The 25717-nt window shown below is 65.5% G+C and carries 23 protein-coding genes; 16 read left to right on the top strand and 7 right to left on the bottom strand.

Annotation, left to right across the window (positions count from 1 at the left end; genetic code table 11):
• Nucleotides 1–58 precede the first annotated feature (58 nt).
• The 6 genes from MZC64_RS47030 (at nt 59) to MZC64_RS47005 (ending at nt 6595) form a co-directional block, all read left to right on the top strand.
• On the top strand, nt 59–1129 hold the full coding sequence (locus tag MZC64_RS47030; protein WP_247766183.1) for a DegT/DnrJ/EryC1/StrS aminotransferase family protein: 1071 nt from the start codon (nt 59–61) through the stop codon (nt 1127–1129).
• Between the two features lie 170 nt (nt 1130–1299).
• Nucleotides 1300–2271: a hypothetical protein gene (locus MZC64_RS47025; protein WP_247766182.1), complete on the top strand. Its 972-nt coding sequence runs from the start codon at nt 1300–1302 to the stop codon at nt 2269–2271.
• Complete coding sequence (locus MZC64_RS47020) at nt 2255–3550, top strand: nitroreductase/quinone reductase family protein (protein WP_308301147.1); 1296 nt, start codon at nt 2255–2257, stop codon at nt 3548–3550. The genes MZC64_RS47025 and MZC64_RS47020 overlap by 17 nt, the downstream gene beginning before the upstream one ends.
• A gap of 45 nt (nt 3551–3595) precedes the next feature.
• Entirely contained in the window at nt 3596–4768 is a 1173-nt protein-coding gene (locus MZC64_RS47015; protein WP_247766181.1) for a hypothetical protein, read from the top strand.
• Nucleotides 4765–5574: an HAD family hydrolase gene (locus MZC64_RS47010; RefSeq protein WP_247766180.1), complete on the top strand. Its 810-nt coding sequence runs from the start codon at nt 4765–4767 to the stop codon at nt 5572–5574. The genes MZC64_RS47015 and MZC64_RS47010 overlap by 4 nt, the downstream gene beginning before the upstream one ends.
• Nucleotides 5575–6160: 586 nt before the next feature.
• Nucleotides 6161–6595 (top strand): hypothetical protein, encoded by a 435-nt coding sequence (locus MZC64_RS47005; protein WP_247766179.1) that lies wholly within the window; start codon nt 6161–6163, stop codon nt 6593–6595.
• 658 nt (nt 6596–7253) lie between these two features.
• Here the strand turns inward: MZC64_RS47005 and MZC64_RS47000 are convergent.
• From MZC64_RS47000 to leuS, 3 genes are all read right to left on the bottom strand, one after another.
• A complete protein-coding gene (locus MZC64_RS47000) occupies nt 7254–8063 on the bottom strand; it encodes a TauD/TfdA family dioxygenase (RefSeq protein WP_247766178.1) in 810 nt (269 codons plus the stop codon).
• A 149-nt stretch (nt 8064–8212) separates the two neighbouring features.
• The gene (locus MZC64_RS49255; RefSeq protein WP_374205917.1) at nt 8213–8704 is read right to left on the bottom strand and encodes a GNAT family N-acetyltransferase; all 492 of its coding nucleotides are present in this window, start codon (nt 8702–8704) and stop codon (nt 8213–8215) included.
• A gap of 468 nt (nt 8705–9172) precedes the next feature.
• A complete protein-coding gene (gene leuS / locus MZC64_RS46990; RefSeq protein ID WP_247766176.1) occupies nt 9173–11668 on the bottom strand; it encodes a leucine--tRNA ligase in 2496 nt (831 codons plus the stop codon).
• A 621-nt stretch (nt 11669–12289) separates the two neighbouring features.
• Between leuS and MZC64_RS46985 the strand changes: the two genes are divergently transcribed.
• The 3 genes from MZC64_RS46985 (at nt 12290) to MZC64_RS46975 (ending at nt 17758) form a co-directional block, all read left to right on the top strand.
• Complete coding sequence (locus MZC64_RS46985) at nt 12290–13204, top strand: sugar nucleotide-binding protein (RefSeq protein ID WP_247766175.1); 915 nt, start codon at nt 12290–12292, stop codon at nt 13202–13204.
• Nucleotides 13205–13609: 405 nt separating this feature from the next.
• On the top strand, nt 13610–14944 hold the full coding sequence (locus tag MZC64_RS46980; RefSeq protein WP_247766174.1) for a hypothetical protein: 1335 nt from the start codon (nt 13610–13612) through the stop codon (nt 14942–14944).
• Nucleotides 14945–15394: 450 nt separating this feature from the next.
• The gene (locus MZC64_RS46975; RefSeq protein WP_247766173.1) at nt 15395–17758 is read left to right on the top strand and encodes a hypothetical protein; all 2364 of its coding nucleotides are present in this window, start codon (nt 15395–15397) and stop codon (nt 17756–17758) included.
• Nucleotides 17759–18061: 303 nt separating this feature from the next.
• On the opposite strand, the gene MZC64_RS46970 is transcribed toward MZC64_RS46975, so the two are convergent.
• Together MZC64_RS46970 and MZC64_RS46965 are read right to left on the bottom strand one after the other, a co-directional pair.
• Nucleotides 18062–19018 carry an endonuclease/exonuclease/phosphatase family protein gene (locus tag MZC64_RS46970; protein ID WP_247766172.1) on the bottom strand — a complete coding sequence of 319 codons (957 nt, stop codon included), beginning with the start codon at nt 19016–19018 and terminating at the stop codon, nt 18062–18064.
• Nucleotides 19015–19254: a hypothetical protein gene (locus tag MZC64_RS46965; protein WP_247766171.1), complete on the bottom strand. Its 240-nt coding sequence runs from the start codon at nt 19252–19254 to the stop codon at nt 19015–19017. The genes MZC64_RS46970 and MZC64_RS46965 overlap by 4 nt, the downstream gene beginning before the upstream one ends.
• Nucleotides 19255–19443: 189 nt before the next feature.
• Here MZC64_RS46965 and MZC64_RS46960 point away from each other — a divergent pair, with 189 nt between their 5' ends.
• A complete protein-coding gene (locus MZC64_RS46960) occupies nt 19444–20127 on the top strand; it encodes a 2'-5' RNA ligase family protein (protein ID WP_247766170.1) in 684 nt (227 codons plus the stop codon).
• Between the two features lie 356 nt (nt 20128–20483).
• Here MZC64_RS46960 and MZC64_RS46955 read toward each other — a convergent pair whose 3' ends face one another.
• A complete protein-coding gene (locus MZC64_RS46955; protein ID WP_247766169.1) occupies nt 20484–20918 on the bottom strand; it encodes a hypothetical protein in 435 nt (144 codons plus the stop codon).
• Between the two features lie 499 nt (nt 20919–21417).
• On the opposite strand from MZC64_RS46955, the gene MZC64_RS48470 reads away from it, so the two are divergent.
• The 5 genes from MZC64_RS48470 (at nt 21418) to MZC64_RS46935 (ending at nt 24380) form a co-directional block, all read left to right on the top strand.
• Complete coding sequence (locus tag MZC64_RS48470; RefSeq protein ID WP_282107049.1) at nt 21418–21543, top strand: hypothetical protein; 126 nt, start codon at nt 21418–21420, stop codon at nt 21541–21543.
• A 9-nt stretch (nt 21544–21552) separates the two neighbouring features.
• Nucleotides 21553–22734: a nucleoside 2-deoxyribosyltransferase domain-containing protein gene (locus MZC64_RS46950; RefSeq protein ID WP_247766168.1), complete on the top strand. Its 1182-nt coding sequence runs from the start codon at nt 21553–21555 to the stop codon at nt 22732–22734.
• Nucleotides 22731–23105 (top strand): hypothetical protein, encoded by a 375-nt coding sequence (locus tag MZC64_RS46945; protein WP_247766167.1) that lies wholly within the window; start codon nt 22731–22733, stop codon nt 23103–23105. The genes MZC64_RS46950 and MZC64_RS46945 overlap by 4 nt, the downstream gene beginning before the upstream one ends.
• Nucleotides 23106–23377: 272 nt before the next feature.
• Complete coding sequence (locus tag MZC64_RS46940) at nt 23378–23737, top strand: hypothetical protein (RefSeq protein WP_247766166.1); 360 nt, start codon at nt 23378–23380, stop codon at nt 23735–23737.
• A gap of 28 nt (nt 23738–23765) precedes the next feature.
• Nucleotides 23766–24380: a 2'-5' RNA ligase family protein gene (locus tag MZC64_RS46935; protein ID WP_247766165.1), complete on the top strand. Its 615-nt coding sequence runs from the start codon at nt 23766–23768 to the stop codon at nt 24378–24380.
• 297 nt (nt 24381–24677) lie between these two features.
• On the opposite strand, the gene MZC64_RS46930 is transcribed toward MZC64_RS46935, so the two are convergent.
• A complete protein-coding gene (locus MZC64_RS46930) occupies nt 24678–25013 on the bottom strand; it encodes a hypothetical protein (RefSeq protein WP_247766164.1) in 336 nt (111 codons plus the stop codon).
• Between the two features lie 330 nt (nt 25014–25343).
• Here MZC64_RS46930 and MZC64_RS46925 point away from each other — a divergent pair, with 330 nt between their 5' ends.
• Nucleotides 25344–25658 carry a hypothetical protein gene (locus tag MZC64_RS46925; protein ID WP_247766163.1) on the top strand — a complete coding sequence of 105 codons (315 nt, stop codon included), beginning with the start codon at nt 25344–25346 and terminating at the stop codon, nt 25656–25658.
• Nucleotides 25659–25717 lie beyond the last annotated feature (59 nt).

Genomic DNA, 25717 nt, shown 5'->3' with positions numbered 1-25717 from the left:
CCGAGCGCAGGGGGCAGAGTTGATACCATTTCACTCCAACAGCCGTCAGCATCGCCTGTTGACCGATCAGCTCGCTCATGCGATTGGCGCGATCGATCTCACTGACGACAAGTCCACCGCTCGGGAACTGGAGAAGTTTGAGCAGGCGCTCGCTGTCTACTGTGGTGTCGATTCCGCAGTCGCGGTGGCCTCCGGCACTGACGCTTTGACCATCGCGCTGAAAGCGCTGAAGGCGCCGGCGGGATCAGAAGTCATCACCTGCGACTTCGGGTTCTACGCCACGGCGTCCAGCATTCTCGCAGCTGGCCTCACCCCCGTATTTGTCGATTCCTCGCCTGGGCAGATGACGATTGATATCGATGCCATCACTCGAGCTATCTCCGCGCGCACAGGCGCTGTCGTGCCGGTGCACCTTTTTGGCGAAGCTGTAGACATGGCTGCGATACAACAGGTGGCGACCAAGAGTTCTGTTGCTGTGGTAGAGGACGCGGCTCAGGCGCTAGGGAGTCGCTCCGGGGGCCGCCTGGTGGGAAGTTTCGGCTCGGCGGCGGGAGTGAGCTTCAACTGGTCAAAACACTTGTCCAGTACGTCCAACGGCGGCGCTGTACTTACCGATAGCCCAGACATGGCAGCACAGCTGCGACATCTCCGAAACTACGGTGACGAAGGCGGCTTCAGTCACACCCATCTCGGCATGAATAGCAAGTTGAACCCTTTCGAGGCTGCGGTCCTGAGAGTGAAATTGCCGTATCTGGACGGCTGGATCGAACGGCGACGCGACATCGCGGCCCACTATGACAAAAACTTCTCTGATTCTCCAGCGATTCTCACCCCTGGCTCGCGCGAGCCCGCTGCTCATGTCTATCACAAATATACCATTCGCGTGCCGCGGCGCGATGAACTCAGGTGCCATCTCAAAGCTCGAGGCGTGGGCAGCCTGGCCTTCTATCCGAGGCTGCTGCACGATCAGCCAGCTTTGGTGGGACAGAAGTTCCGGGCGGAGGACGTCGAGAACGCGACACAGTTGGTTGATCAAGTGTTGTCGCTGCCGATCTATCCGGAGTTGACCGATAGCGAGGTTGACTTCATTTCCGAAGCTGTGATCGAATACTTCGGTGAGCACAGGTGATGCCTGCGGACGCCTCATACGGAGGGCCGCGAGCCATTACGGAACAGCTACTGCGCGGAATCTATCGCCGATCCGCAGCGTGGCTTTGTGACAGCGTCAACATGATGCCCATCGCGGATGACCCACGGTGGATAGGGTTCGGACCTGCCGAGATGGGTATCTCGTGTGCCATGAACGTCGGTTTCGGTGTGCCCTTGCGTGATGAGTCGGTCGTCGTGGGTGGAGCGTGCCTGAGTTACTGCGACGCCGATCTGGCCCGGCTGAGGATGGATTTCGTTGCGGACACGTTAATGCCGCTGCTGTTATCCGCTTGGACAGGTGCTCGATGTCTCCTCTATCTTCCTGTCGGCGAAGAGATCATTGTCTCGGGCGACACCATCGAGCCAGACAGGTGGCGCATACTCGGTGATCAGCTCGAGGTGTTCATTGATGCCTTAGCCGCGTGCGTGCCCGGCAAAGTTCGTCCCATCCTGGTCAGGACGGACGACTCCGCAGTGTCCGATGCTGTGGACGACGCCGCAGACGAGGTGGCACACTACGTGGACGACCGGCAGCTGGGTTCCCTATACACGTTCCGCAGATCAACCCAGGTGCGAAACGAACCCGGAATTCAGCGGTTGCGCCAATATCGACGCAGCATCAGCTCCTACCTGCCGCGGCTCATCCGCCTGTTCGTCGGAGACAAGTCCGTTCGCCATGTGGTGGTCGCCGAGAACCTGCACCAAGTCAAGGCCGTCAGCGCGACCCGGTCCATGATGGAGAGCCGCGCCGACACACTTGATCACCTTGCACATGTGCCACCCCCATCGGTCAGTGGTACCAACCGGATGGCTCGCGCTGCGGAACACTCGGCTCTGTTCTGCCTTGAGGACGCCGACACCCAGCGAGCAAAGACAGCCCGCATGACGCCACATGTGCGTCGCTACTGGGAGAATGTGTGGCCACGCCGAGAGTTCAGTGATTCTCCCCTGACCGAGGCCGATACGACAGCCCGGATGTTCGGCTTATGCCGCACCCTTCTACAGCAGGCGTCCTCCATCGCCAGTCGAACGCCCGTGGTCGGAGGCCACTCGCCCATGCCAGGAACCTTTGACACGCCTGGCCTCGTCAACGTTACGAAGGTGCATGATGGTGCAGATTAGCGGGTCCGTTGGCGTAGTCGGTCTCGGTGAGATGGGCGGTGCTATCGCTTCTCGCTTGATCTCCCAGGGTGTTCACGTCCTCGGGGTGGATACCAACCTCGACGCGGGGCGATTCGACTCACCGTACTTCACCCGAGCAGACAGCATTGCCACCGTGAGCACACAATGCGAGTTCATCCTGGTCATCGTTCATACCGACGACCAGGTGCGCGATGTCGTGCTGGGCGATGGCGGGTTGGCCGAGTCTGCGCAACCGGGCACGACAGTGGTGGTGCACTCCACGGTGGATCCTGCGACCTGCGCCGCGCTCGCGCCGGAGTTGCTCGCACGGCGCCTAGGTCTGCTCGACGCCGGAATGAGCCGGGGCCGCGGCTCAATGCGGGACGGCTCGCTCACCCTGTTCGTGGGAGGCCAGAGCGACGTTGTCCAGCGGACACATCCCCTGTTCGAGGTGTACAGCGACAACGTGGTACACGCTGGCCCAGTGGGTCACGGAATGGTGCTCAAACTGTGTAACAACCTACTGCTGCACACCAACCGCTTAGCGACGTTGGAGGTGGCCCACATCGCCGCCGCGGCGGGCGTTGAACGCGAACCGCTGTTGCAGGGTGTCCGGTCCAGCACGGGAACGAGCTGGGTCGTGGAGAACTGGGGCGACAAAGACGAAAAGACATCGGGCGGCGGGTTGGGCGAGCACCCCCTCACCCACCGAACCACAAGAGAAGTAGACCTTGCCCTGCAAATGGCTGGCCGCCTGGGCGTGGCACTTCCGGCAACGACCGCGACGGGCCAGCATCTGACCGACATCCTCACCCGCGGGCTGGCCGCCCACACCGGTGCCAAAGCCAGAGACGAGGCCGGCGAAGACGCGCGCCGCAGGAACAGCGAGGTGATCGAGGAGTTCCGCGCACAGGGCGGGCGTCTGACCGGATCGCGCGCATCCTCGCAACTGCTTCTGCTCACCACCATGGGAGCGCGAACAGGACTGCTCCGCACCTCGCCCATGACGTACCTACCCGAGGGCGACCACATCTTCGTGTTCGCCACGAACGGCGGCAGCACCAAGCATCCGGCGTGGTATCGCAACATCCTGGCCAATCCGAAGGTGATCGTCGAGCTCGGCGACGAACCCTTCGCCGCACTGGCAACCGAGATGCCAGAGAACCTTCGCGCACAGATCTACGCTCGGCAGGTCGCGCGGCGGCCCGAGTTCGCTGACTACGCCGACCAATCGTGCAGGGCCGTTCCGGTGATTCGGCTGCAGCGCAACGGCAACTGACCCCAGCTGTTCCCGGCCTCTCGTGCACAAGGAAGGGATTCATCGGTGCTGTTCTTCGACTTCGGCGTCACGATGGCAGGAGGCCTCAACGGTGTGGGACTGCGCGCGTGGGAAGTGGCGGCGGCGCTGGCCGAGCACGAGGACGTCACGATCCTGACACCGGACACTCCCCATGCCGAGGTACTGCAAGCCTGGCCCCACATCTCCTGGCGTTGCCTTGACCGCGGAGATGTTCCGATCACGCAAGGACGCGACGTGGTTGTCTACGGCTTCGCGACCGACCCGACTTCCGTGGCCCACTACAAGGAGGCGGGAGCTACCTGCGTTTTCGATGCGATCGTGTGGCCGCAGGAATACCTTACCTACGAGTGGATACGCAATGCGCCGGACAGCACCCTCGCCTACGGATCCCTGCTTGGTGACTACCTCCAGCGAGTTCGGCTTGCGGATGGGTACTTTGTTGGCCGCGACGTGGAGAAGCAGGCGCTGGTGAGCGTGTTGACGGTCTGCGACTTCGAGCGCTTGCTAGCGCCCGATGTCGATCCGTCCTTTGACGACCGAATCTGCATTCTCCCAGTGGGATTCAGTGCGTGGAACGAGCGCCGCAGACTAGCACCCAAGCCCAGTACTCGGGAACTGGAACGCCCGACGTTCGTGTGGAACGGCGGCCTATGGAACCACTACCACCCGGCCGCGGCGGCGCGCGGCCTCACGGCGTTGCTCAGCGCTGGCAGTGATGCACAGCTGTGGTTCCTCTACCCTCAGCGGGGAACCCCTACATCGGCATACACGGCAGTCCGCGACGTAGTAGAGGCCGACCGCAGGCTCGGAGACAGAGTCAAGTTCTGTCAGGGCGGCCTGTCACTGGCAGAAAGAATCAGCATCTTGGACTCCGCGTGCGCGTCGCTGTGCCTCTACGAGCCTCGCGCACTGTGGGATCTTGCTCCCCCCACACGGATACGGGACGTCTTCGTCTACGGCCTGCCCGTTGTTGCGCCTCGACGCGGGGCACTGGGCGACCTGATCATCCGCGAGGGATTCGGGATCACGGTTGACACTCTGGAACCTGACGCTGTGGCGGCAGCAATGCAGAGCTGCCTTGACCACGACCAAGCTGCGGCTATGCGCACGGCGGCCACACAGGCCGCAGCAGAGCACCAGTACGAACATGTCGCCCCAACCGTCCACACTTGGCTTGAGCGAATCCGGAATCCATGAAACGTCGCGATACCGTCATCCTTGATCTCGACGGCACCTTGATCGACGAACGAAGCAACGTCGACGGCGCCTTCCTTGCTGCAGGCCTCCTCGTACAACAAGAGACCGGTATCGACGCCCACCGCTTCGCCTCGATCGCACGCTTGGCTGCACAACGACTCTGGTGGAAGCCACGATGGCTCGATCCCCTCGGCGACGAGTTCGGCCTGTCAGCCTGGGACGGGCTCTCGGCTCAGTACACAGGCGCGGTCCAGGCATTGGACCGACTCCGCGCCTGGCTGCCCGCCTACCGCCAGGCCGCATGGACGTTGACGCTCGACCGATGTGGCCTGCAGGGCTCGTCACTGTCCACAATGGTCAGCGAGGCGTTCGTGGAGCATCGTCGAGATCACGTGGAATGCCTTCCCGGAGCAATGGAACTCGTCAGCACCCTTGCCAAGGACCGGGCACTTGTAGTGCTCACCAATGGGCCAGGCGATGGTCAGCGAGGCAAACTGGCCGTGTCCGGTGTGAGCGATCACGTGCAAGACATTGTGGTGTCCACCGAACTCGGGGTAGCGAAACCGCATAAGGCAGCGATGGACACCGCCCTGGCGCGTGTTGGTGGACGCACCGCAACCGCGATCATGATCGGAGACTCCTACGACCGCGACATCCAAGGCGCTCTCGCATCTGACGTTCCAGCCCTGTGGATAGCCGGGGACCACACTCACGACCGATCCCGACACCGTCTTGTAACAACGGTGAAGACCACGGCGGACGTGCTGTCCGCGCTACGAGACCTCGAGGGTTCAGCCGGCCCCTAGGTCGATCGTCGGTCTGGTCGCGTGCGACAGCAAGCGGGGTGCGTGCGCTGTCAACGGTCACAGTGAGTCGGGGGTGTTGCTGTATTCGAAGTGGATGACCCGCCTGAAATCCTGGGTCTATGTCTGCCGAATGCGCCAGCCCTGGCCTGGAGGGACTGCTTCGTGACGCGAGGCCACCAGAGCCGTCGGTTCGCCGGGCCGCAGTGGAACCACTAGCGGCGCGGGTTGGTGAACTTGGAGTCGAGGAAGCACTCCGGCGGTCCGGGCTCAACGCCGCGGAGGCATCGGCAACGACCTCTTTCCCTTACCCCGCATCGGTGGGCCCCTGACCAAGAGGCCGCGCGAGTCCGGCGGTCAGACGGGCGCCTGTAGCCATCCGATGCGGCCAGGGGCTGGCACACGAGCTCATGTGGCCAGGGCGGGGGCGGCCTGCAGGTCGCGAACAACTGATGTCGCATTAGGCGCCATGGCACCCCTACTTCCGGGGTGACTCCCTCGAACAGCAGCCAGCCCTCACCGCGGAGCGGCACCATCGCTGCCCCGCCTACGCGCCGGCACCCCAGCACCGGAAAGCACTCAGCCGGTTGTGCCTCGGCCGATTCCGGTCACGGCGGCGTACTGGCTGACCCCGGTCGGTGGCGCGGCTATCGCCCCTGCCGATGGCGTGGTGTACCTGCTGGCGGCTGTTTGTGGCGCCGGGATGCTTCTGCCGCTCGCCGGGATGAGCCCCATCCTCACTGGTGACATCGACCCTGACCCTGCCCTCACTCGGGCCATCCGGGCGGCCGGCCGCATTGTCATGGCGGGCTTCCAATTCCTGCTCGCAGTGCCGGTCAGAGCTGGCTGTACCTGGGCACGCGTCGTCCGGCTTCTCATTTGCGGGCTCTCGGTGTTCTCGACGCTGGTGGACCTGTCGAGCATCCGCAATGGCTACGGCTCGCTGGTGATGGCGGTCGACCTCATCTTGAGCGTGGCAGGCGACAGCAACTGTTGCGGCGTGTCCGCGCTACCCTGTGTCTGATGAGTCACCGTTGCTGCCATCTCGTGCAGAACCTGGGGTTCGGGACAGCAACGATCTGGAGCAGGTCTGTCCAGTTGAGAACAGCTGGTTCGCTACCTGCACCGTGGCAGATCGGCGAGGAGTTTCCGCAGTGTCCATCACTCTCGATCTTCGTGCTGCCGTGATTGGTTAAGGGCGTACGATCTGCCGAGAACCACCGTGACACGCCGCCGACGAGGAGCCATGACCGATTTCGCTGTGCCTGCTGAGTCCGAGTTCCCCGCAGCGGACGATCGCTGCGCAGTGCACCACTGGCACCCCGATGTCGAATGCGAGGGTTCCCCTTCGTTGGCTCGACTTCGCCACCCGCTGTTCGGTCCGGCGTGGGCCTGCCTGCCTCATGCTGTCCATGGCGTGCGATCTGAGCCGCGGCTGCCGATCATCGAGGTTGACACCGACGCGGTGGGGGACATGGCCAGCTTTGCCTCCGAGATCCGTCACCGAGCCTGGGCGCCCTGACCCAGGTCAGCGCTGTGAACTGTGCCGCTCGGCGGAGACGCGCGGCATCCTGAGCCATTCATGGTTGTTAGATCAGCCCACCAGGAGTCGGTCTTGGACAGCGCTGGGTTTAGCGCAGCGTCCAAGCTCGCTCATTGTCGGCGGCGTTGTCTGTTGCGCGTTAGCGCGGGGTCCATTGTGCGTCGACTGAGGCGTGCCAGCCGAGTCGTGGCGCGTCGCCGTAGTCGTCGACTGCGGCGTGCCACACGGCTCGGTTGTCCCAGACCGCGAGGTCTCCGGGTTGCCAACGCCACCGCACGATGAAGCGAGCTTGGGTCGCGTGCGCCTTCACAAACCGTATGAGGGTCTCTTGCTCAAGGTCTCCCAGGCCGACGATGCGGACCGCGGAGGTGCTGAAGTACAGGCCCCGCTCGCCGGTCTCTGGGTGGGTGATGACCAGTGGGTGAATTGTCTCGCGGCATGAGGTGGCCTGGGCTCGAGTATCGGGTGAATACTGCGCGGGGTCAGCGAGGTACGCGGCGCTGAGTTCATCGACTAGGTGTTGCATGGGTGCTGACAGCGAGCGGTAGGCAGCCTGGAGGTCGGCCCACATCGTGTCACCCCCGGCAGGTGGAGTGATCTTGAGTTGGAGAAGTTCGGCGATGAACGGATTGGGGCGCCATGGCCCGCCGATGTGCCAGTCTTTCGCAGGTCCGTGCGCAGTCTCCACGGGGTTGATGTAGGGGTTATCGGGCAGCTTCGGCATCGTGGGGTGGTCGAACATGTCGCCAAAGAGTCTGCCAAATCGTTCGAACTCATCGGTGCTGAGTTCTTGTCGACGAAAGAACAGGACTTTTCGATCCAGCAAGCCTGCGCGCAGTCGCTTGACTGTCGCTGGAGTGAGAGCGTGCCGCAGATCCAGCCCGCTCACTTCTCCGCCGATCGTCGGATTGACAGGACGAATTTCACAACGTGGCTCGGCGTGTGCCATCGTCACAGCTCCCCTTGTTGATGATCCTGGCCCCGGATTCGCGTGACAGTGTATGCGGCCGCCATGGATTTGTAGGGTGTTGCAGGCAAGCGGCCAATCGGACTTGTTGCCCTGACCATCTGGCGGGTTGATCGGCAGCGACGGGCACGTTAGGAAATGTGCGCGGGAACGGTGCCCGCCGGTGCAACGCCGCAGGCTAGGTCGTGGTCTCGAAATCCCAGCGTTCGGAACAGGCTTGCCGCATGGTATTTGGGGTCGGCGACAGCAACCAGGCGTGCGACGTTCGTCTGCGCGAAGGCCCATTGAGCTGCGGCGATCACCAACGATGTGGCCACCCCGGCGCGGCGGTGTTCCTGTGTGGTCTCCAGTTGCTGTAGCCGCGCGACACCGTGTCCGAGCAGTACGCCGCACGAGCCGATGACCTGGCCGTCCTGATGCGAGGTGAACCATGCCGCGCAGCCCTGGTGAGCACGGCGGCGCAGCAGCTCCAGTCGTTGCGTAACAAACCCCTCGTCCTCAACGCCCAGCGCATCGGACAGTCGGCGCTGGAAGTTCAGCAGGTCAGCCCAGTCATTCTCGCCGTGTACTGCTCGAACGGATGCTGAGGCCGAACCGGGCCGCGCCACGACTGCGTCTGTCATCATACTGAGACTGTCGTAAGGCTCAAATCCCATCGCTGTGAACTGCCGATAGGTTTCCGCGCTTGCCGCGCCACCTTCCCAGGCTATCCTGCAAGTTGTTTCCGCCGCGTCCCCGACTTTCGTCAGCAGGAGGTTGACCCATTCTTCAACGTCAGCGGGAGTCGGGATGCGGGGGAATAGCAATGCGTTTCCCGTTCTCAGTGTGGGGAACGCGGGTGTTCGGACGGCGATCCAATTCTGGTCAACCATTATGTCGGCGTCGGCGCCCACCAGGAACAGGTCGGTGCGCAGTGCGAGCGACTGCAGCCAACCTAAATCGGGCACAGTGCTACTCATCTCAGGCGGTCCTCCCCGGTTGCCCAGATGGATACCTCACATGGCGAGGCGATCGCGAGTGTTGGTACCTGCGTGATCGCCTCGCCATGCTCAGGGTCAGACTAGTAGCACGATCAAGTCGGGCCGACGTAGCTAGCTCGGTAGCACGATGTTGACCAGCTTGGGCGCCCGGACAATGATTTTGCGTGGTTCGCGTCCTGCAAGCAGCTTGACCACTCCGGGGGAAGCCAGGGCGAGCGTTTGGAGTTCGGCCTCGGAGATGGAGGGAGGCACATCCAGCCGCTCGCGGACTTTGCCGTTGACCTGCACGGCGCACACGACGGTGTCCTCGACCAGCAGCGCAGGGTCCGCCTGCGGCCATGAGGCTCTGCTGACGGTGTCGCCGGCCTCGACGTTGTGGCCGAGGCTGGCCCAGCAGTCTTCGGCGCAGTACGGCGCGAACAGGCTGAGCATGATCGCCAACGCTTCGGCGCCGGCCCGGACCGCGGGGTCGGCCGGTCCGGGACTGTTGTCCACGGCTTTACGCAGGCTCGAGGTCAGTTCCATCAGGCGGGCGATCGCGACGTTGAACCGATTCGCCTCGATGAGCTGGGTGACCTCGTGCACTGTGCGCGCGACTGTGCGCCGCACCTGGAGATCGCCGTCGCCGTCACGGGGACCGTCGGCAGCGGCTACGTCGGTGGCCAGCCGCCAGGCCCTGGCCAGGAATTTGCCCGAGCCTGCCGGGGACACGTCGGCCCAGTCGATGTCGTCCTCGGGGGGGCCGGCGAAGATCATGGTGAGCCGGACGGCGTCGACGCCGTACTTGCCCAGCTCGACGCCCAGATCGACCAGGTTGCCGGTGGACTTGGACATGGCCGAGCCGTTGAGGATGACCTGGCCCTGGTTGATCAGTGCCTTGAAAGGTTCGGTGAAGCTGATCAACCCCATATCGTACAGCGCCTTGGTGAAGAACCGGCTGTAGAGCAGGTGCAGGATGGCGTGTTCGACACCGCCGATGTACTGGTCCACCGGCAGCCAGTCGCGCAGCTTGTCGGGGTCAAATGGCTGGGTGTCGTCGTGGGGAGAGACAAACCGCAGAAAGTACCAGGATGAGTCGACAAAGGTGTCCATGGTGTCGGTGTCGCGTTGTGCCTTGCCGCCGCAGCGGGGGCAGTCGACGTTGACCCACTCCGGTACCGAAGCCAAGGGCGAGACGCCCTTGGGGTGTAGGTCCGCCCCCCGCAGATCCGGCAGTCGCACCGGCAGCTGGTCCTCGGGGACGGGTACCTGACCGCACTCGGCACAGTGGATGATCGGGATCGGGCAGCCCCAGAACCGCTGACGCGAGAGCAGCCAGTCCCGCAGCCGGTAGTTCACGGTGGCCTTGCCGACGCCCTTGTCTTGCAGGATCTGCGTGATCTGCCCGATGGCCGCGGTCTTGGTCAGCCCGTCGAGCGGGCCGGAGTTGACCAGTGTGCCTTCCCCTGGTGCTGCGACACCGGTCTGGGCTGGGTCAGCTTCGCCGGTGTTGAGGACGACGCGGACCGGCAGGTCAAATGTGCGGGCGAAGTCAAGGTCGCGCTGGTCATGTGCTGGAACGGCCATGACGGCGCCGGTGCCGTAGTCGGCCAGCACGTAGTCTGCGGCCCATACCGGCAGGAGTTCGCCGTTGACTGGGTTGATCGCGTACCGGCCCAGGAAGACGCCGGTCTTTTTCCGATCCGTGGACTGTCGCTCGATGTCGGACAGTCGCTTGACCTGCTCCACGTAGGCATCCAGTGCTGCCCGCTGCTCGGGCACGCACAGTTCTGCGGCCAGCGCGGCATCCGCGGCAACGACGAAGAACGTCGCGCCAAAGAGCGTGTCGGGTCGCGTCGTGAACACCGTGATCCGCTTGTTGAGGCCGTCAATGTCGAAGTCGACCGCTGCGCCTTCGGAACGGCCGATCCAGTTCCGCTGCATCAACAGGACACGCTCGGGCCAATGGCCTTCTAGCTGTGCCATATCGTCCAACAGGCGCTCGGCGTAGTCGGTCACCTTGAAATACCATTGTGTCAATGATCGTTTGGTGACGACGCTGCCGCACCGTTCGCACGCGCCAGCTACTACTTGCTCGTTGGCCAGGACGGTTTGGTCCTTAGGGCACCAGTTGACCGAGCTTTCCTTGCGGTAGGCCAGGCCCTTGTCGAACATGCGCAGGAACAGCCACTGAGTCCAGCGGTAATATTCCGGGTCCGAGGTGTGCAGTCGTGTCGACCAGTCAAAGGAGATCGCGTATCGTTTGAACGACGCGGCCTGGGTATCAATATTGGTGTACGTCCACTCCGCAGGATGAGCGTCGCGTTTGATCGCAGCGTTTTCGGCCGGCAACCCAAAGGAATCCCAGCCAACTGGGTGCAGCACATCAAACCCGGCCAGCGTGTTGTACCGTGCGATCACATCACCGATCGCGAACGCCTCCGCGTGTCCCATGTGTAGGTCACCGGATGGGTACGAGAACATGTCGAGGACGTACTTGCGAGGCTTACCCTTGGCGTATCCGCCAGCCCGGAACTGGTCAAGCTTGTCCCACACTGGCAGCCAACGCTCCTGGACCGCCTGCCAGTCGTAACGGCCGCTGGCCTCAGTAGTTCCCGTGTCGCTCATCTGGTCTCGTCCCTGTTCTGGTGCGTACGCATCATCAAAGCCCCGCAGAATGCCAGGGCTGGCGCACTGCGATCGTGGCGTGGCAGTGCAACCCGGGTAGACGCCGCTGGCCGCCTGTCGCGCGGCGACAATGCTACCCCCGCGCACATCCGCGCTCGCAGGGTCCGATCGCTGTTGCTCGCCAGATCAGACCAGGTGCCTACGCAAGCGGCACACCAGCACATTGTCCCAAGCGCTACCCGGCAGCTGGTGTCTCGTCAGCAGCACAACATGCCCGCGTGGACTGTGCTGCACGGGCAGGTGCCGACGGTGATCATGCGCGCCACATCAAGTAGGACTCGACGGTCGACAGGCCGTCGGCGCCCTCCGCTTCCGGAGATCGGCACGCGGAACCGGTTCGGCAGCGACCGCGAATGCGGAACGGCGGATCCACAGACAGACCCCTACCGGTCGCCAAAATAGGAGTCAACCGCTATTCGCATGTTTCTGGCGTCAAAACCGACAACATGTCATTTAGCGACGACGGAAGAGTTCTGTCAGGGGGTAGCATCGTGACCTCTTCCGCATATAAAGTCCACACGGGGAGGCGTGTCGGTTTCATGCGGCTCACGCTCGCAGGAGGTGGAGGTAGTGAACAATTCAAAACGCTGGCTGGTTACCGGCACATGTGGTCAACTGGGCGGCTATGTATCATCACTTCTGCAACGACAAGAAACTGCAATGCTGGGACTGAGTCGGCGGCCTTGTGTTGACATGCACGGGAATATCCGAACAATGGATGTGACCTTACTGGATTCATTGGATGCAGTTCTGCGAGAATTCCACCCGACCCATATCGTGCACCTCGCTGCAATCTCGGCTCCGGCTCATGCTCAGCATCAGCAGAATTCTGCGTGGTCAGTGCATGTCGAGGTGACGCGTAAGCTGGCCGCGTTCGCGGCCAGTAACGATGGATGGCTGCTCTATCCCTCAACCGACTTCGTGTGGGATGGCTGCGCGAACAACCGCTATCGAGAAACTGACGCCCCGCAACCGGCTGCATTCTATGGTCGCTGCAAGTTAGCCGGGGAGCACGCCGCCCTCGAGAGTGGCGCGGGAGCCGCAGTACGGTTGTCGCTGTTGATTGGCCTGCCCGTCTGTCCCAGAGAGTCAACCTGGACACGGGTGACAGCGGCGATGCAACGCGGAGACACCATCCCGTGCTGCATAGACGAATTCCGCACCCCTCTGTCATTCGCCGACGCCGCAAGGATTGTGGTGGAACTCGGGGCTCGCCGCTTCCGCGGCGTGCTGCACGTCGCTGGCCCGGAAGTGCTCACCCCGCACCAGTTGATGAGCAGACTCGCCGAAGCGCTCGGGGCAAACCCAGACCTCAAGCCGATCTCCCGGCACGACCTACCCGAAGGCACCCGGCGCCCCCGCAACGTTGCCATGGATGCGTCGACCCTGGCAGCTCTCTTACCCAGTCATGTGCCAGCGCCACTCTCCACTGGTGCGTTGGCCACGCTGCTAGGCGATCTCAAAGGAAGCCCATAGCTGGCAGAGAGCACGACCTGCGCTGACACCACGGTCCAGTGTGTAGTGCGATGACATCGTCCAGTGCTGACTACTTACTTGCTGCGGTTTTGCTCGACGGAGTGGACGGCCTACCTGTTCGCCTGGATCGTCACCTCCCAGGACGATCGGGTGGATCCGGTGGTGCTGAGCGGCGTCATCGTCGTGGCAGTGCTGCTGCACATCGGCGCGCTTACCGCAGCCTGGCGTGTCCACCACCCTGTCAGCACGGCACCAGCAGACGGGGTCCGCCGAGCCCACCTGTCGCGGCGCCGCCGAGTTGATCGCGTGCCCTCCGGACCGCAACCAGCCCTGCTGGGGTGGTTCCGGTCGCCAGGACAAGACCTGCTGCACCCGGCCCACCACCAGGAGGGTTGAATAGTGGATATGGAACGGCCCAGCGGAGAGGCGGCGATCGAGGCCGCACTGGCCGAGCTCGCCGCCACAAACCCCACCATGGCTGAGGATGCGCGGACCGCAGTGGAATCGCTGACCGTGGGACAGGGCTTGGAGGTGCTCAGTCTGCACGGCGTGGCCGATTTCCTGTGGTATCAGCTGCCCGTCAAGTGGCTGAGTGACATCGAGGACAAGCGGCAGATCGCCGCCGCACTGGGCCGACTGTTCGAGCGGGTCGGCCTGCCCCGCTACGCCACGATCTGTGCCGCACCGGTGACGGCCACGATCCTGGACACCTACGACCAGCAAGGCGAGTCTGCAGGACTGGCCGCCTACCAGCGGGCGCTGGCAGCCAGCGGTGTGCAACCACCGGAGGTGCCCGGCCTGCTCACCTGGGGAACGATGCTGGGCACCGAGGAGGCCTCGGCCTACTGGGCAATGACCGAACGGCTGGAACTCGCACTCGCCGCAGGGGAGTACACACCCGGTACCCGAGGATGGCGGAGCACGGCCCAGCGGATCACGGCCGAGTTCCTCACCTCCGGCCCGGTGGAACTGGCGGGTGGGGCGTGGCTGGATCGCATCCACACCGAACGGCTCGGCAGCTGGGCCGACTCCCGCTCTGCGGTGCGCACCGCGCTCACGGGCACAATCACCAACCAGCTGCTCACACCCGTCGAGGTACCCGCCGACGCCGACCACCACCTGGCACCAGTCCACTGGCTGCTGGAACTCGCCGCCGACGGCGGGGTCCCGTTGACTGTGACCGGCACCCTTGCCCGCGCCGTCGTCAGAGAAGGAGCCCACCGGTTCGACTGGCTGCCCCTCGGCAGACAACCTCGCTCCGAGTCCGACCTGCCCGAAGCCTGGACTCTGCGCAGGCTCGCCACGGAGATCGGCGCGGTACGCCGCCGCGGACGCCGCCTTCTCCTGACACCTGCCGGACGCCGACTGTTGACTGCAGGCACTCCCGCACTGTGGCCGGCGGTCATGCCACGGTTGCTGCCCACACCACCGGCCGCAGCCGCAGCCGCCGAAATTGCGCTGCTGCTGATGCTCACCGGGCACCGACCTGGCTACGACCAGCGTAACCGCCAGATCGCCGACGCTCTGACAGGCGAGGGCTGGCGTAGCCAGAGCACAGGCGGCCCGATCGAACCCGGCCAGACCGGCTGGCTACTCGGCGAGCTGGCCCGCCGCCTCGACCTCCTCCGTCTCACCGAGCAACGACGCCCCGGCGACGCGCAAACCCTCACCACCGGCGGAGCTGCCGCCGCCTATACCGCCCTGCGCCACCACGCCTTGGCACCCCGCAACACCCCGTAGGCTCACCCGACAGGCACGCAATCGGTGCTCCGCCACCGGCAAGCCGCCACAGAGCCGATGGCCGTCACCCGCGACAGCGCCCACCCCAGGAACCTGGTGATGGCCGGGCGCGTGCATCGTCGCCCCAGCGTGGCCACTGACGATCAGCTGCCCGCCGCTGAGCCGCAGCGCTGTCCGATTTGCCTATCGCCCTGGGCGCTTGACCTGTGACTCCCGGTCACTATTGGTGCGGTTGGTTGTCTGGCTGACCTGGGATGTACGGGCCGGCTGAACGATCCGGTGACGTGGAAAAGCGTGCTGTGCCGACTGCGGCGCAGCGGGAGCAGCCCAGGCCTGACACGCCGGACCCGCTGGACGGGACAGCCAGTACACGCTGCCTTGGGTAGCGCTATCCAGTGACCGTCAGGCCAACATCCTTGCTGCAGGTGAGCAGGCCGCTACGGTGAGACGGTGACCCAGTCGACGCCGCCCGCACCGTTCGATCCGGCCCGGTGGAGCGCGGCGCTAGCCCTCGCCGACGCCTTGGTGTGCGCACCTGACCAGCTCGACGAGGCAGCGCGGCCAGGCCCGGGACACCACCAGCCTCCGCTGGCCGAGCGAGTGATCCTGTGCGCGGTCCTGCTCTACACCTGCTCGGCCACGTTCCCAGAGCAGTCCTACACGGTCGCCGGCCTCGGCAAGCTCGACCTGATCACGCTGCGCGAACGTCTCTCGTCTCTCCGCCCCGACGACCTGGTCCAGCTCGTGGCCCAGGCCCAGGCCCAGCCCGGCCCACAGGACCCGGCCCGTGGTGAGTGGGCCGCCCTCGACCAGTCCGTGCGCACGCCCATGCGCCCTGAGCTGCCGGCTTCTCCGTCTGTGGCCGGACAGCTGAAGGATTCCGTCCTGGCCCTGCTGGACTACCACCTGCACGCTGCGGGCATCAGACCCAGCTACGCATCCACACATCGTGAGGCGCTGCTGGAGACACGGTTCGCCGCAATCACAGCCCCAGGTCTTTCAGAGCGCCGCTGTTTCCCCAGCCTGGCTGGCCAACTTCCCCACAAGGCCGGGGCCAGCCCAGGGTGGACACCAGTGCGGCGCTACCTGTGGGAGCGGGCCGGGAGGTATGCCGAACGCGTCGCCACTGCCCTCTCCCTGGCCGCCGGACGCCTTCACCGCGACGGGCATGACTACAGCCGCCGGTGGGTCCGGCTGGTCCAGCTGCTGTCCTACCTCCACCGAGCGCAGGACCCGCTGCTGCCCTGGCCCACCGTGGCGCAGATGCGCGCCTGGGCCATCGCCGAGGACCGCGCCCCTGGACCAGCACTACGCGAGCGGGTGTCCACCCGGCTCACCGAACTGGGACACCCCCTGGACGGTTCCGCGGCCGTCGCGGACGAGGCGGCCGCTGCTTTCGGCCTCATCGACCACCTCGTCCACGAGGTACACACGGGTATCGCCTCCCAGAGCCAGCCGATCTGGACATGGACTGTCAGCTGCCTGGACGCGATCCTCACCGCTGCCCGGGGTGGCCACACCGCCGAGGCCACGGTGGCCCTGGTAGCTGGGGACCGGGCAGGCCAGCAGGTGCGGATCACCACGGTGGCCTGGGCACTGGCCGGTGAGTCGGATCTGGCACCGGGCCCGCCGGCGGGCTACCGGGTGAGGGAGCTGATCAGGGAATTCACGGTCCCGGCCTCGGAGCTGCCCCCCGCGCCCCGGGAGATCGAATTGCGATGGGAGCAGGCCAAGCTCACCGTCCAGCGCTGGACACCGGAGGCATCCGGCCTCACCGCTGTCGCGGAGGAATGCTCGAGCACAGCGCTACTGGTGGCCCTCACCGCCTACCTGGCGTCCCGCCACAGCGGACCGCCCTGCTCAAGTAAGTCTCCTGGGGAGTGGCTGCGGGAATTCGGGCGGAGCATGGAGCCGATCCAGGTGGCGAACTACCTCCTCGACTACGTGCAGAACCCGGGATGGGGCCCCTGGCAGGGCGACCCGCATCGGGCCAGCCTGACGGCGGCACGCTCCGATGAGCACCACGATCACGCGTTGCTGGCCGCCCTCGCCACCGGACTGGCCGAGCTGGGCCACGACCTCGGCGACCCCGACGACCCCTTCGCCAGGGCATGGCAGCAACTGGCAGGCCACGGCATAGGCCAGGCCCGCCTGGCCGCGTGGGCCCTGTGCGCTCACACGGCGCAGCGCTCCTGGGAAGCGAGGGTCTGGATGAACCAGGGCCAGGGCCCGGCCCTGGCCGTGGCCGCCGACATCGCGCTGGGCCTTGTCGCTTTCCATCTGGTTCAGGCCTCCGGTCAGACCTCGGTGACGGACATGGCGGCGCTGCAACAGTGGTGGCCGACGGTGGCGCTGCTGACCGTCACCCTCTACGGCCTGGCCTGGCACCAGCGCGCCTCGAAGGTGACCGAGCTGGGCCTACCCGTGGTTCGGGCGGCCTTGGAGGATGTTGAGACGGTGGCACACCTGGTGCGGGTGCGCCCGGCGCCCAGCCCGGACAGGGACCAGGACATCTTCGTGGCGCTGCCGCCGGTCCTGGAACAGCCGCTGATCGCGGCCGCCGCGGACCCGGAACTGCTGGCCGCGACCGCGCAGCAGGCCGTGCACGTGATCCAGCAGGCCCTGGACAGTGCGCTGGTGTGGTTCTCTCCCGCCGGACCTGCCGGGCCTCGCCTGCCGCAGGTATCACTGACGGATGCGGACCGCCGTGATGCCGCTCCAGTCCGGGACTGCTGGATCCAGCATCTGGACCGGCCGCCGGTGGTTGCCCCGGATAAACGAGACGAGCAGGGCTGCGAGGTTCGTCTGGCTTGAACCGCTGAACCCACACCCGCCGAGACCCCAAGATAGTCCACAGCGGACACTCTCACAGCGGCCGGTTCGACTACCTCCGATTGACTTCGAGTCAGACACGCCCGCCGAACTGATTGCAGCCAATGGGAAGCATGCCTATATCAGGGGTCTGGTGCCTCGGCACTCACCACCCTCAGACGTGCGGCAAGCATCAGTCGGGCAACTCGATCCGGGCTGTGTCTGCATGCCCTGCAACCGATCTGTCTCAGTGACGGCCCCGCGTTTCCGGGCCGGGCCGCCCCTCCCCGTGCAGGTTGGGCAAGCTCACAAGGACAGGGCCATGGGGTCGTAGCTCAGCAGCACCAGACGGTGATCGGTCAGAACATCCGGGTGAAGAACCCGCGGCAATAGCCCGCCGCCGCTGTCACCAGACCATCGCACGGCAGCAGTCTGGACCCGATAGCCCCGCAGAGCGCCGGCGAAAGCCCGGCCGCACCAGATATGGTCGAGCCGGGCGGGGGAGTGATCGCCACCGGGCCAGTGCCCCACCGTGGCCTGCCACGGTGCACCGAGAGCCACGGCGGCATCGTGCAGACCGCTGGCCACCAAGGACAAGGTAGGACGCCGATCAGCACTCCAGACCAGCGTGCCATCAGGGCGGTAGATGAGATGGCAGTACTGAGCGAAGCTGTCGGCCCAGCACCGACCTGTGTAGGGATCGGGATCGGCCAAGCCGGGACCCACGAGCGTGGGGGCGGCGGAGACGCTGTTGAAGTCCCCACCGACCAGGGTAGGCCAGCCACGGTAGGCACGCGTGATGGCCACCTGCACCCGCTCGCCCTCATCCACCCGACGGGACCGGCCCATCGGGGTCAGGTGCACGCTGCCATGGACAACCGGCACCGAAGCGCCAACATTCAGGGCGGCCAAGGCCAGGCCATGATGGAAATCCGGGTCAGTGATCGGCCACCAGCCCCCGGGTACAGGTGTGATGCCCTCGGCCCAGGCCAGGCCCACGTGGTAGCCGTGCTGACCCACCGCGACCGCGGGGGCGCCGCCGTGGTGATGGCAGGACAACCCCGCGGCTTCGGCGAATCCAGCCAGCAGCGCGGCGGCCTCACCCGCAGAGTCCGGGCCAGGAGCCAACAGTTCCTGGACGGCGAGCACCTGCACCTCCAGGACCCGCACCAGCGCCGCCAAGTCCTCCTGCCGCCGAGCCTGCTCCACGGTCTGCGGCTTGGCGCGGTAGTTGAAAAGATTCAGCGTCGCGAACCGGATCACCGCGAGGCACGGCCTTCTTCGCAGCAGATCCTGGCCAGTCTCGCCTGCTTGGCCAGCAGGTCGCGCTCATCCGAGCACGCCAGCCAGGACAGCCCACAGGTGGCTGGCTTGGGATCGTCGCTGACCAGGTCGCCAACCGTGGTGGCCCAGTCGTGTCGATCCTGCGGCGGGCCCGTGACCCGGCTGTCCGGAACGTGGACGAGCGCGGTGTGCTCGGTGGCGGCGATGGTGGCCATGAACTCAGTGTGGACCCGTGATGGATCACCTATGTCGGTGATTCGCACCAACTTAGCTAGAGACCAGGCATGGCCGGGCTAACGTGCATCAGAGGGGAGTGGAATGGACGAACCTGTGCAACTACGCCCCGCAGGTCTGCCCAAGGCAATCACCCGGCCGTGCCCCAGGCGCGGAGGAAAGGAATGTGGGTGCTCAACTTCCAGGATCGCGCGTGGAGCCCGAGAGGCTCGCGGCCACATCTCTACCTCACCACTCCCGGCCTGGAACCGCTGCAGCGGGCCTATCTCAAGCGAATCGATGCCTGGTGGGCCACCCAGTACCCGGATGGCCCGGCCCGGCCAACAGCACTACCCCGGGTCGAGCCGAGGTACTTGCACATCACCCTGGCATGGCTCGACGTGCTATCCGCACAGGTCACCAGCCAGCAATGGGAGGCACTGGCTGAGCAGGTGGCGCCCGCGCTGGCCCAGATCGAACCATTCGAGGTGATGGTGGGCCCGGCGTTTCTGGCCACTGTCGGGGTAGAGGTCTACGTCGACCCCGATCCGCGGCTGGCCGAGCTGGCCGCTGCCTCCCGCGCGGCAATCCGTGCGGTCTTCGGCGACGCCGCCGCCCCAGAGCCGTCCCAACCCTTCCGACCGCACATTTCGCTGGCCTACGCCGCAGCCGATGTGGACACCGAGACCCTGGGGTCAGCGCTGACCCGCGCGGAGCTACCGGCAGGGCAGCTGCTGCGCCCCCAACGGGTACCGGTCACCGCAGTATCCATTGTGGACAATGACACGTTCCCAGAGGATGGGGGCGGTTTGCGGTGGGACGAGCAGACCTCGCGCGTGGTGCAGCTTGGCCGGAAACCGGTCGAACCCCGCTGATCACAGCCACACCCACGGCGACATGAGGGCCGCGGCCAGCGAGGGGGATCTGACGACCTGCGCAGCTGGATCCGGGGCGGGCATCGCAGGGACGAATCGTGCGCCAGGTCGTCGCTGACCTGGTGCCTCCAGACCGCAGCGAGCAGCTGAACCTCGGTGACCAACCACGACAGCCGCCATGTCCGGTACCGCACTACCGGCTCGTTCCGCCGGCCCGCCGGGCTTCCTCGCCGCGAGAACCGCCGAACTGCAGGCAGCGCAAGACCTGCTGTCCTTGGCAAACGCCGAGGCATCGCCGGTCCACCGTGACTCCCGTCGCCGGTCTCGCCCAGTGCCGTGTATTGGTGCCGCGTGAGCTAGTCACCCTCAACCTGGTCGGGGTGAGCGGAGTCCAGAGTGCTCAGGAAACCGATGAGGTCCTCGATGCTGTACCCGAGCAACGCGCCGCGTTCTGCAGCCATGAGCAGCAGCTGCCCGACGATGGTCGCACCCCAGCCGTTGGGGCCATCGCAGGAGAACTCCCACAGCTTCTCCACGCTGAGATCTCTCAGCGCAATGCCATGTGCGGACGTGACCTCCGCGCACACCGCGGCCACAGCCTCCAGCAGTGTGGGAGCCTCGCGCCGACAGTCCAATCCGAACAGGCCACCCACCTCAACCGGGGTGCACCCGACCGGCGGGGACGCCTTGATCGCATCGTGACAAGGGTCGTCGAAGCGAGGATCCGGTGGCACACAGGGACAATGCAGCAAGGTGAATTGCTGAATCACCCTCGTGTCGGTCTTGGTCACCAAGGTCCGCTCCTCTCACATCGCCCGTGGCTGAGCCCTTGCCGCCGGCAAGGCGACGTCGCCGTAGTCGTTGCAGGGTAGGCCGCGTCACCGACAAGACTGTGTCGTCACGTGCGTGATGCGACAGTGCCCGGCTGACCTGGACTGGTTCTATGCTGTCCACTGTGGAATGGATCGAGGTGTCGCTGCTACGGGACATCGAGCGCCACGCGCTGCTTAAATTGAGATGTCAGGCCGAGTCAGCGCCGCTGTGCGCGGGAATGCCCCGTCGGCTAGAGTCCCGTCGAGTGTCAGCATCCCGTCCGTGGCGTCTGCGCTGTGATGAGGTCCGGCCTGGCCCGCGCGATGCCGGGATGCCCGGTGCGCACAGCGCTTGAGAGCAGTCCACCGTGGACAGTCGCCTTGGGAGATTTCCGTCGGCTGCACCCATGAGATCGCCCTGCGACGGCAGCTGGCCCGGCTCGGAACCCATGCCACTCACCTGCGACTGGAGCGGATCGTGGACGAGGCCCGCCACACCGTCGACCCGGTCGTGCTGATGCACCTGTTCGGTTTGTCCGCTACCGCCGCGATGAACTACATCGCCACGGTTCATCCCGAGCAGGGCGGCAGCATCAGAAGGTAGGAGAAATCTTTGTCCCGCAACGTCATTGCCGTTCATGCCGGTGAACAACCACCGGAGAGCTACGACGCCAGCATCTTCCTCTGCGGGCCGACGCCCCGCACCAATGACGTGGACAGCTGGCGACCCGAAGCCCTCGCCGAACTCTGTGCACGGTGGCATGGCGACGGGGACCTGGTCGTCTTCGTGCCCGAGCCTCGCAACGGCGAACGCTGGCCCGCCCACGACACCAACCGCGTCTGGGAGCTGCACTGGGGCGACCGCGCCGACGTCGCGCTGTTCTGGATTCCCCGCGGCCATGGCCTGCCCGGGTTCACCACCAACGACGAGTTCGGCCACTGGAAGGACAGCGGCCGGGCCGTGCTCGGCACACCGCCGAGTGCCGACCATGCGGGCTACCAGCGTGACTACGCCACCGACACGGGCATCCCACTCGCCGACGATCTCTCCGGAACCGTCTCGCTCGCACTCGACCACATCGGGCCCGGCGCCCGCCGCACCGGCGGCCAGCGGCACGCGCCCCTGCTGCTGTGGCGCACCAGCTCCTTCCAGAACTGGCTCACCGCCCAGGAAACAGCCGGAAACCAGTTGCGTTCCGGAAGGCTGGAATGGACCTTCCGCGTCGGCCCCGACCGCGACATCGTCCTGTTCTGGGCCTTCCACGCCGTCATCTGGATCGCCGCCGAGCAACGGGAGAAAGCCAACGAAGTAGTGCTCTCCCGGCCGGACCTCTCCACCGTCGTCGCCTACCACCGAGCACCTGAACTCGCCAACAGCGAGATCGTCCTCGTCCGCGAGTTCCGCTCCCCGGCCACCACCGCGGACGGGTTCGTGCGCGAACTTCCCGGCGGCTCGAGCCTCGCACCGTCGTCGCCGAGTGAGCAGGCCGTCGCCGAACTCGCCGAGGAGACCGGTATCACCGTCGCTCCCGACCGCGTCCACCTCCACCACGCCCGCCAGCCCACTGCCACGCTGTCCGGCCATCAGCAGCACGTCTTCGCCGTCGAACTCACCCCCGACGAGCTGGACCTCGCACGATCCGACCGCCGCACCCACGGTGTCGCCGGCGACACCGAACACACCCACGTCGAAGTCCACCGCTACGCCGACCTGCTGGCAGCGCCGACCGTGGACTGGGCCACCCTTGGCGCGATCACCTCAGTCCTGCTCACCGACCAGGAGCCACGCGCATGACCGACCCGACCACCCAGCAGCGATTGTGGAACCTCCACGTCGGCCTCGCCATGGACCTCGCCACCGCGCTGGCCCAGCCCTTGTATCGCGACGACCTCGACCACCCCACCTGGCAAGGCGACATCCGCGACATCCTCAACGCGACCCTCACAGGGCTCGACCTCGACCTTGGCCACTTCGACGCCGGCCTGGCCGCCGCCCTCGACGGCCTGCACCGGCTGTTGACCGACCTGCGCGACCAAGACGCCCGCGATTGGACCCCCGCCGACACCCTCGCCCTCCTAGCGGCAGCCGAGACCTGCGCCAACCACACCGCCCGCGTCGGCAACTTCATCGACCTCTGGCCGCACCCCAAGAATCCCGACCGCTGAACCGCGACCCCAAGTAGGACGACCCGCCTAACCTCCCACCGGCTCCCGAGTTCCGACCACACGCCTCACGAGAATTGCGGAACCCACGTGGAAATGCCGGGAGAACGTCCGACGTTCAGGACTGGCAAAGCCAGGCAGTGCGGCTACTGGCCGAATCCCGGTGTCTGGTGCGCAACCCCCGCCAGGATCGTTGTGAGCTGACCGGTCCCCGAAGCCACCGCAAGCCGGCCACCTGGGAACCTCACCACCTGAACCTGCCCCGCCTGGTGATCATGTTCTGGTTCCCGGCCAACGATCCCCGGATCACGGTCCAGCCGATCGCGTTGTTCGAGCTGGGCGGCGCGCCGGCCACCACCCAGAGCCTGCACCGGCGCCTGGTCGTGGGCGTGGACCCGGACTACCTGCAGCGAGCCGATGTCGTGGAACAACTCGCCCTTATTGGCCCGCTGCTGCCGGTGCACACCACCCCGGCCGAGACCGTGATCGGAATCCATCCCCACCTGAACCCCGATGATGCCGCCCGATCGCCGCCTCGCCTGAGAATCCACAGCAGCCCCGACGATGTCGTCGAGATAATCCCACCGGCAGCGACGATCGCCAGCAGCGAACGCCCTCACCCGCTCCTTGACTAGATCGGGGTCAATCGGGAGATCATCAACCATGAAAACCTTCTTCACCCCCGGCCGAATCTGGCCCACAAACCGCCGCCTGACCCACATTTACTACCTGCCCGACACCAACACCCTCGCTCCATTGCTGGATGCTTACGCGCCGACCCTGCAGGGGCTGGACTTCCTCACACCAGTACCCCCCGAGTGGCTGCACGCCACCCTGCTCAAGATCACAACCCCAATGGATGCGTTCGAGGCCGCAACCGAGGAGGTTCTGCTCGCGCGGCTACGCGCAGAACTGGCCACGGTATCCCCGCTGTCCCTGCTCGCCGGCCCGGCGCTGGCCGGAGCCTCAGCGGTCGTGCTGGACCTGACCCCAGACCACCACTGGAACACACTGTGTGCCCGGATCGCCACAGCCATCGACGATGTCCTCGGGCCGGGCACAGCCATGATCAAACAGCAAGAACGGCCACACATCACCCTGGCCTACGGCATCGCCGACGGCGACTCCGGCGAAGTGCAAAGCCGTTTGCGGCGGGCCACCGACCAGCGGGTCCCGCTGCAACTGGACCGCCTCCACTTGGTCGATGTCATCCAGGACCTCGCAGCATCCGGCTACCGCTGGACCCCACGCGCCACGCTGGACCTGCGACCGACCTGAACGGCCACCGCCCGCCCCTGCTTCCCTGCAGCGCTCAGGGGCAGGCGCGCACACCGCGGTCAGACACTCATCTGCGAACTCGTGTGCCAGCGCGACAGCGCACCTCAGAAGGTGGTGATGCTGACCTGCGCCGCAGTGACGCCGTGGTCGTAGCGACGCACCAGCACCGCTCTGGCGGCAGATACAGCGGCTCTTCTGTGCCTGGGCGAGGGTGGCAAGCGATCACCGGTCCGGCAGAGCATGGGGCAGTCCTCCCGGAGCCGAACCACGCCGCTTCCCAGCCGATCCGCGCAGGGATCACACTGCGTCCCCGGTGGTCCACGACCCCGCGCAGACCTCAACGATCTTGTCCCGCAGTTCCTGGAGACCACGGAACGGCAGTTCCACAACGACCGTGTGCTCGAAGGACTGGCCTGCACGGAATCTGGTGACCGGCCCTTCGACCGTGATTCTCACCTGGTTCACATCCGCCTCGACGTTCCACATCCTGGGGCAATGGCCGCGCACCTCCGCCCCAGTAAGGCCCAGGGCGGTATCGAGCACGACCAGGACCGCAGGTACCGCGTGTAGAGAGAAGCGAAACGCTCCTGCCCGGTTGCTGCTCCGGCGTGCGAGCAGCGCGTCCTCGGACACGTGCCTGCCCGGGAACCGTTCCGCCTTCTGAGGCCGAGATAGAACGAATCCGCTCGTGTTTCCAGGGTCCATCCGGCGGCCTCGGCGGGGAGCGTGATGATCGTGCCCACGAAGCACCCCTTCTTGTGCGCGGCCGCTGAATTCTTCGGCCGCGTCCATCGACACGATGTCACCTGACGGGTTCACGTGTTCCGGGTCGAGACGGCACACCACCGTATCCGCCGCACCACCGTCTCAGCTACGTCGTTGAGCCACACTGGCTCTGGCAGTCTGAACAAGCACCAGCACCCAGTACCCTCTGACCTCACAACGGCTGGGAGTCCGGAGAAAATGTCCCTCACCTACCCCGAGCATCGGCGACGTGAGCAGCTGCGCGACCAGTTTCGCGCTGTCCTGGCCATGGCCATGGAGCAACGATCCGCACGCAGGACCTACGTGGAGACCTCCAACGGCACTCAGACACTCGAATGGGTACTTTTCGAGCGTGAGGTCATGCTCGCCGCGATCAACCGGGCACGAGCGGAGACAGGGCGTGCCCCGGTGCGGATCGAGGAGGTCGTGCGAGCCGAGGAACAGGCGATTGGGCACGTGGACTACGCCATGAAATTCTCGCTCTACTGCGCCGACCTAGTGTCCTGCGCCTGAAATCCGCTATCTAATTGTAGGATTCGGCGATGGCGGGTCGTGGACGGTCCAAGGTCGAG

The organism is Crossiella sp. S99.2, from assembly GCF_023094165.1.
Lineage (GTDB): Bacteria > Actinomycetota > Actinomycetes > Mycobacteriales > Pseudonocardiaceae > Crossiella.
The sequence above is the reverse complement of the archived record's forward strand: the minus strand, read 5'-3'. Positions and strand labels throughout refer to the sequence as shown.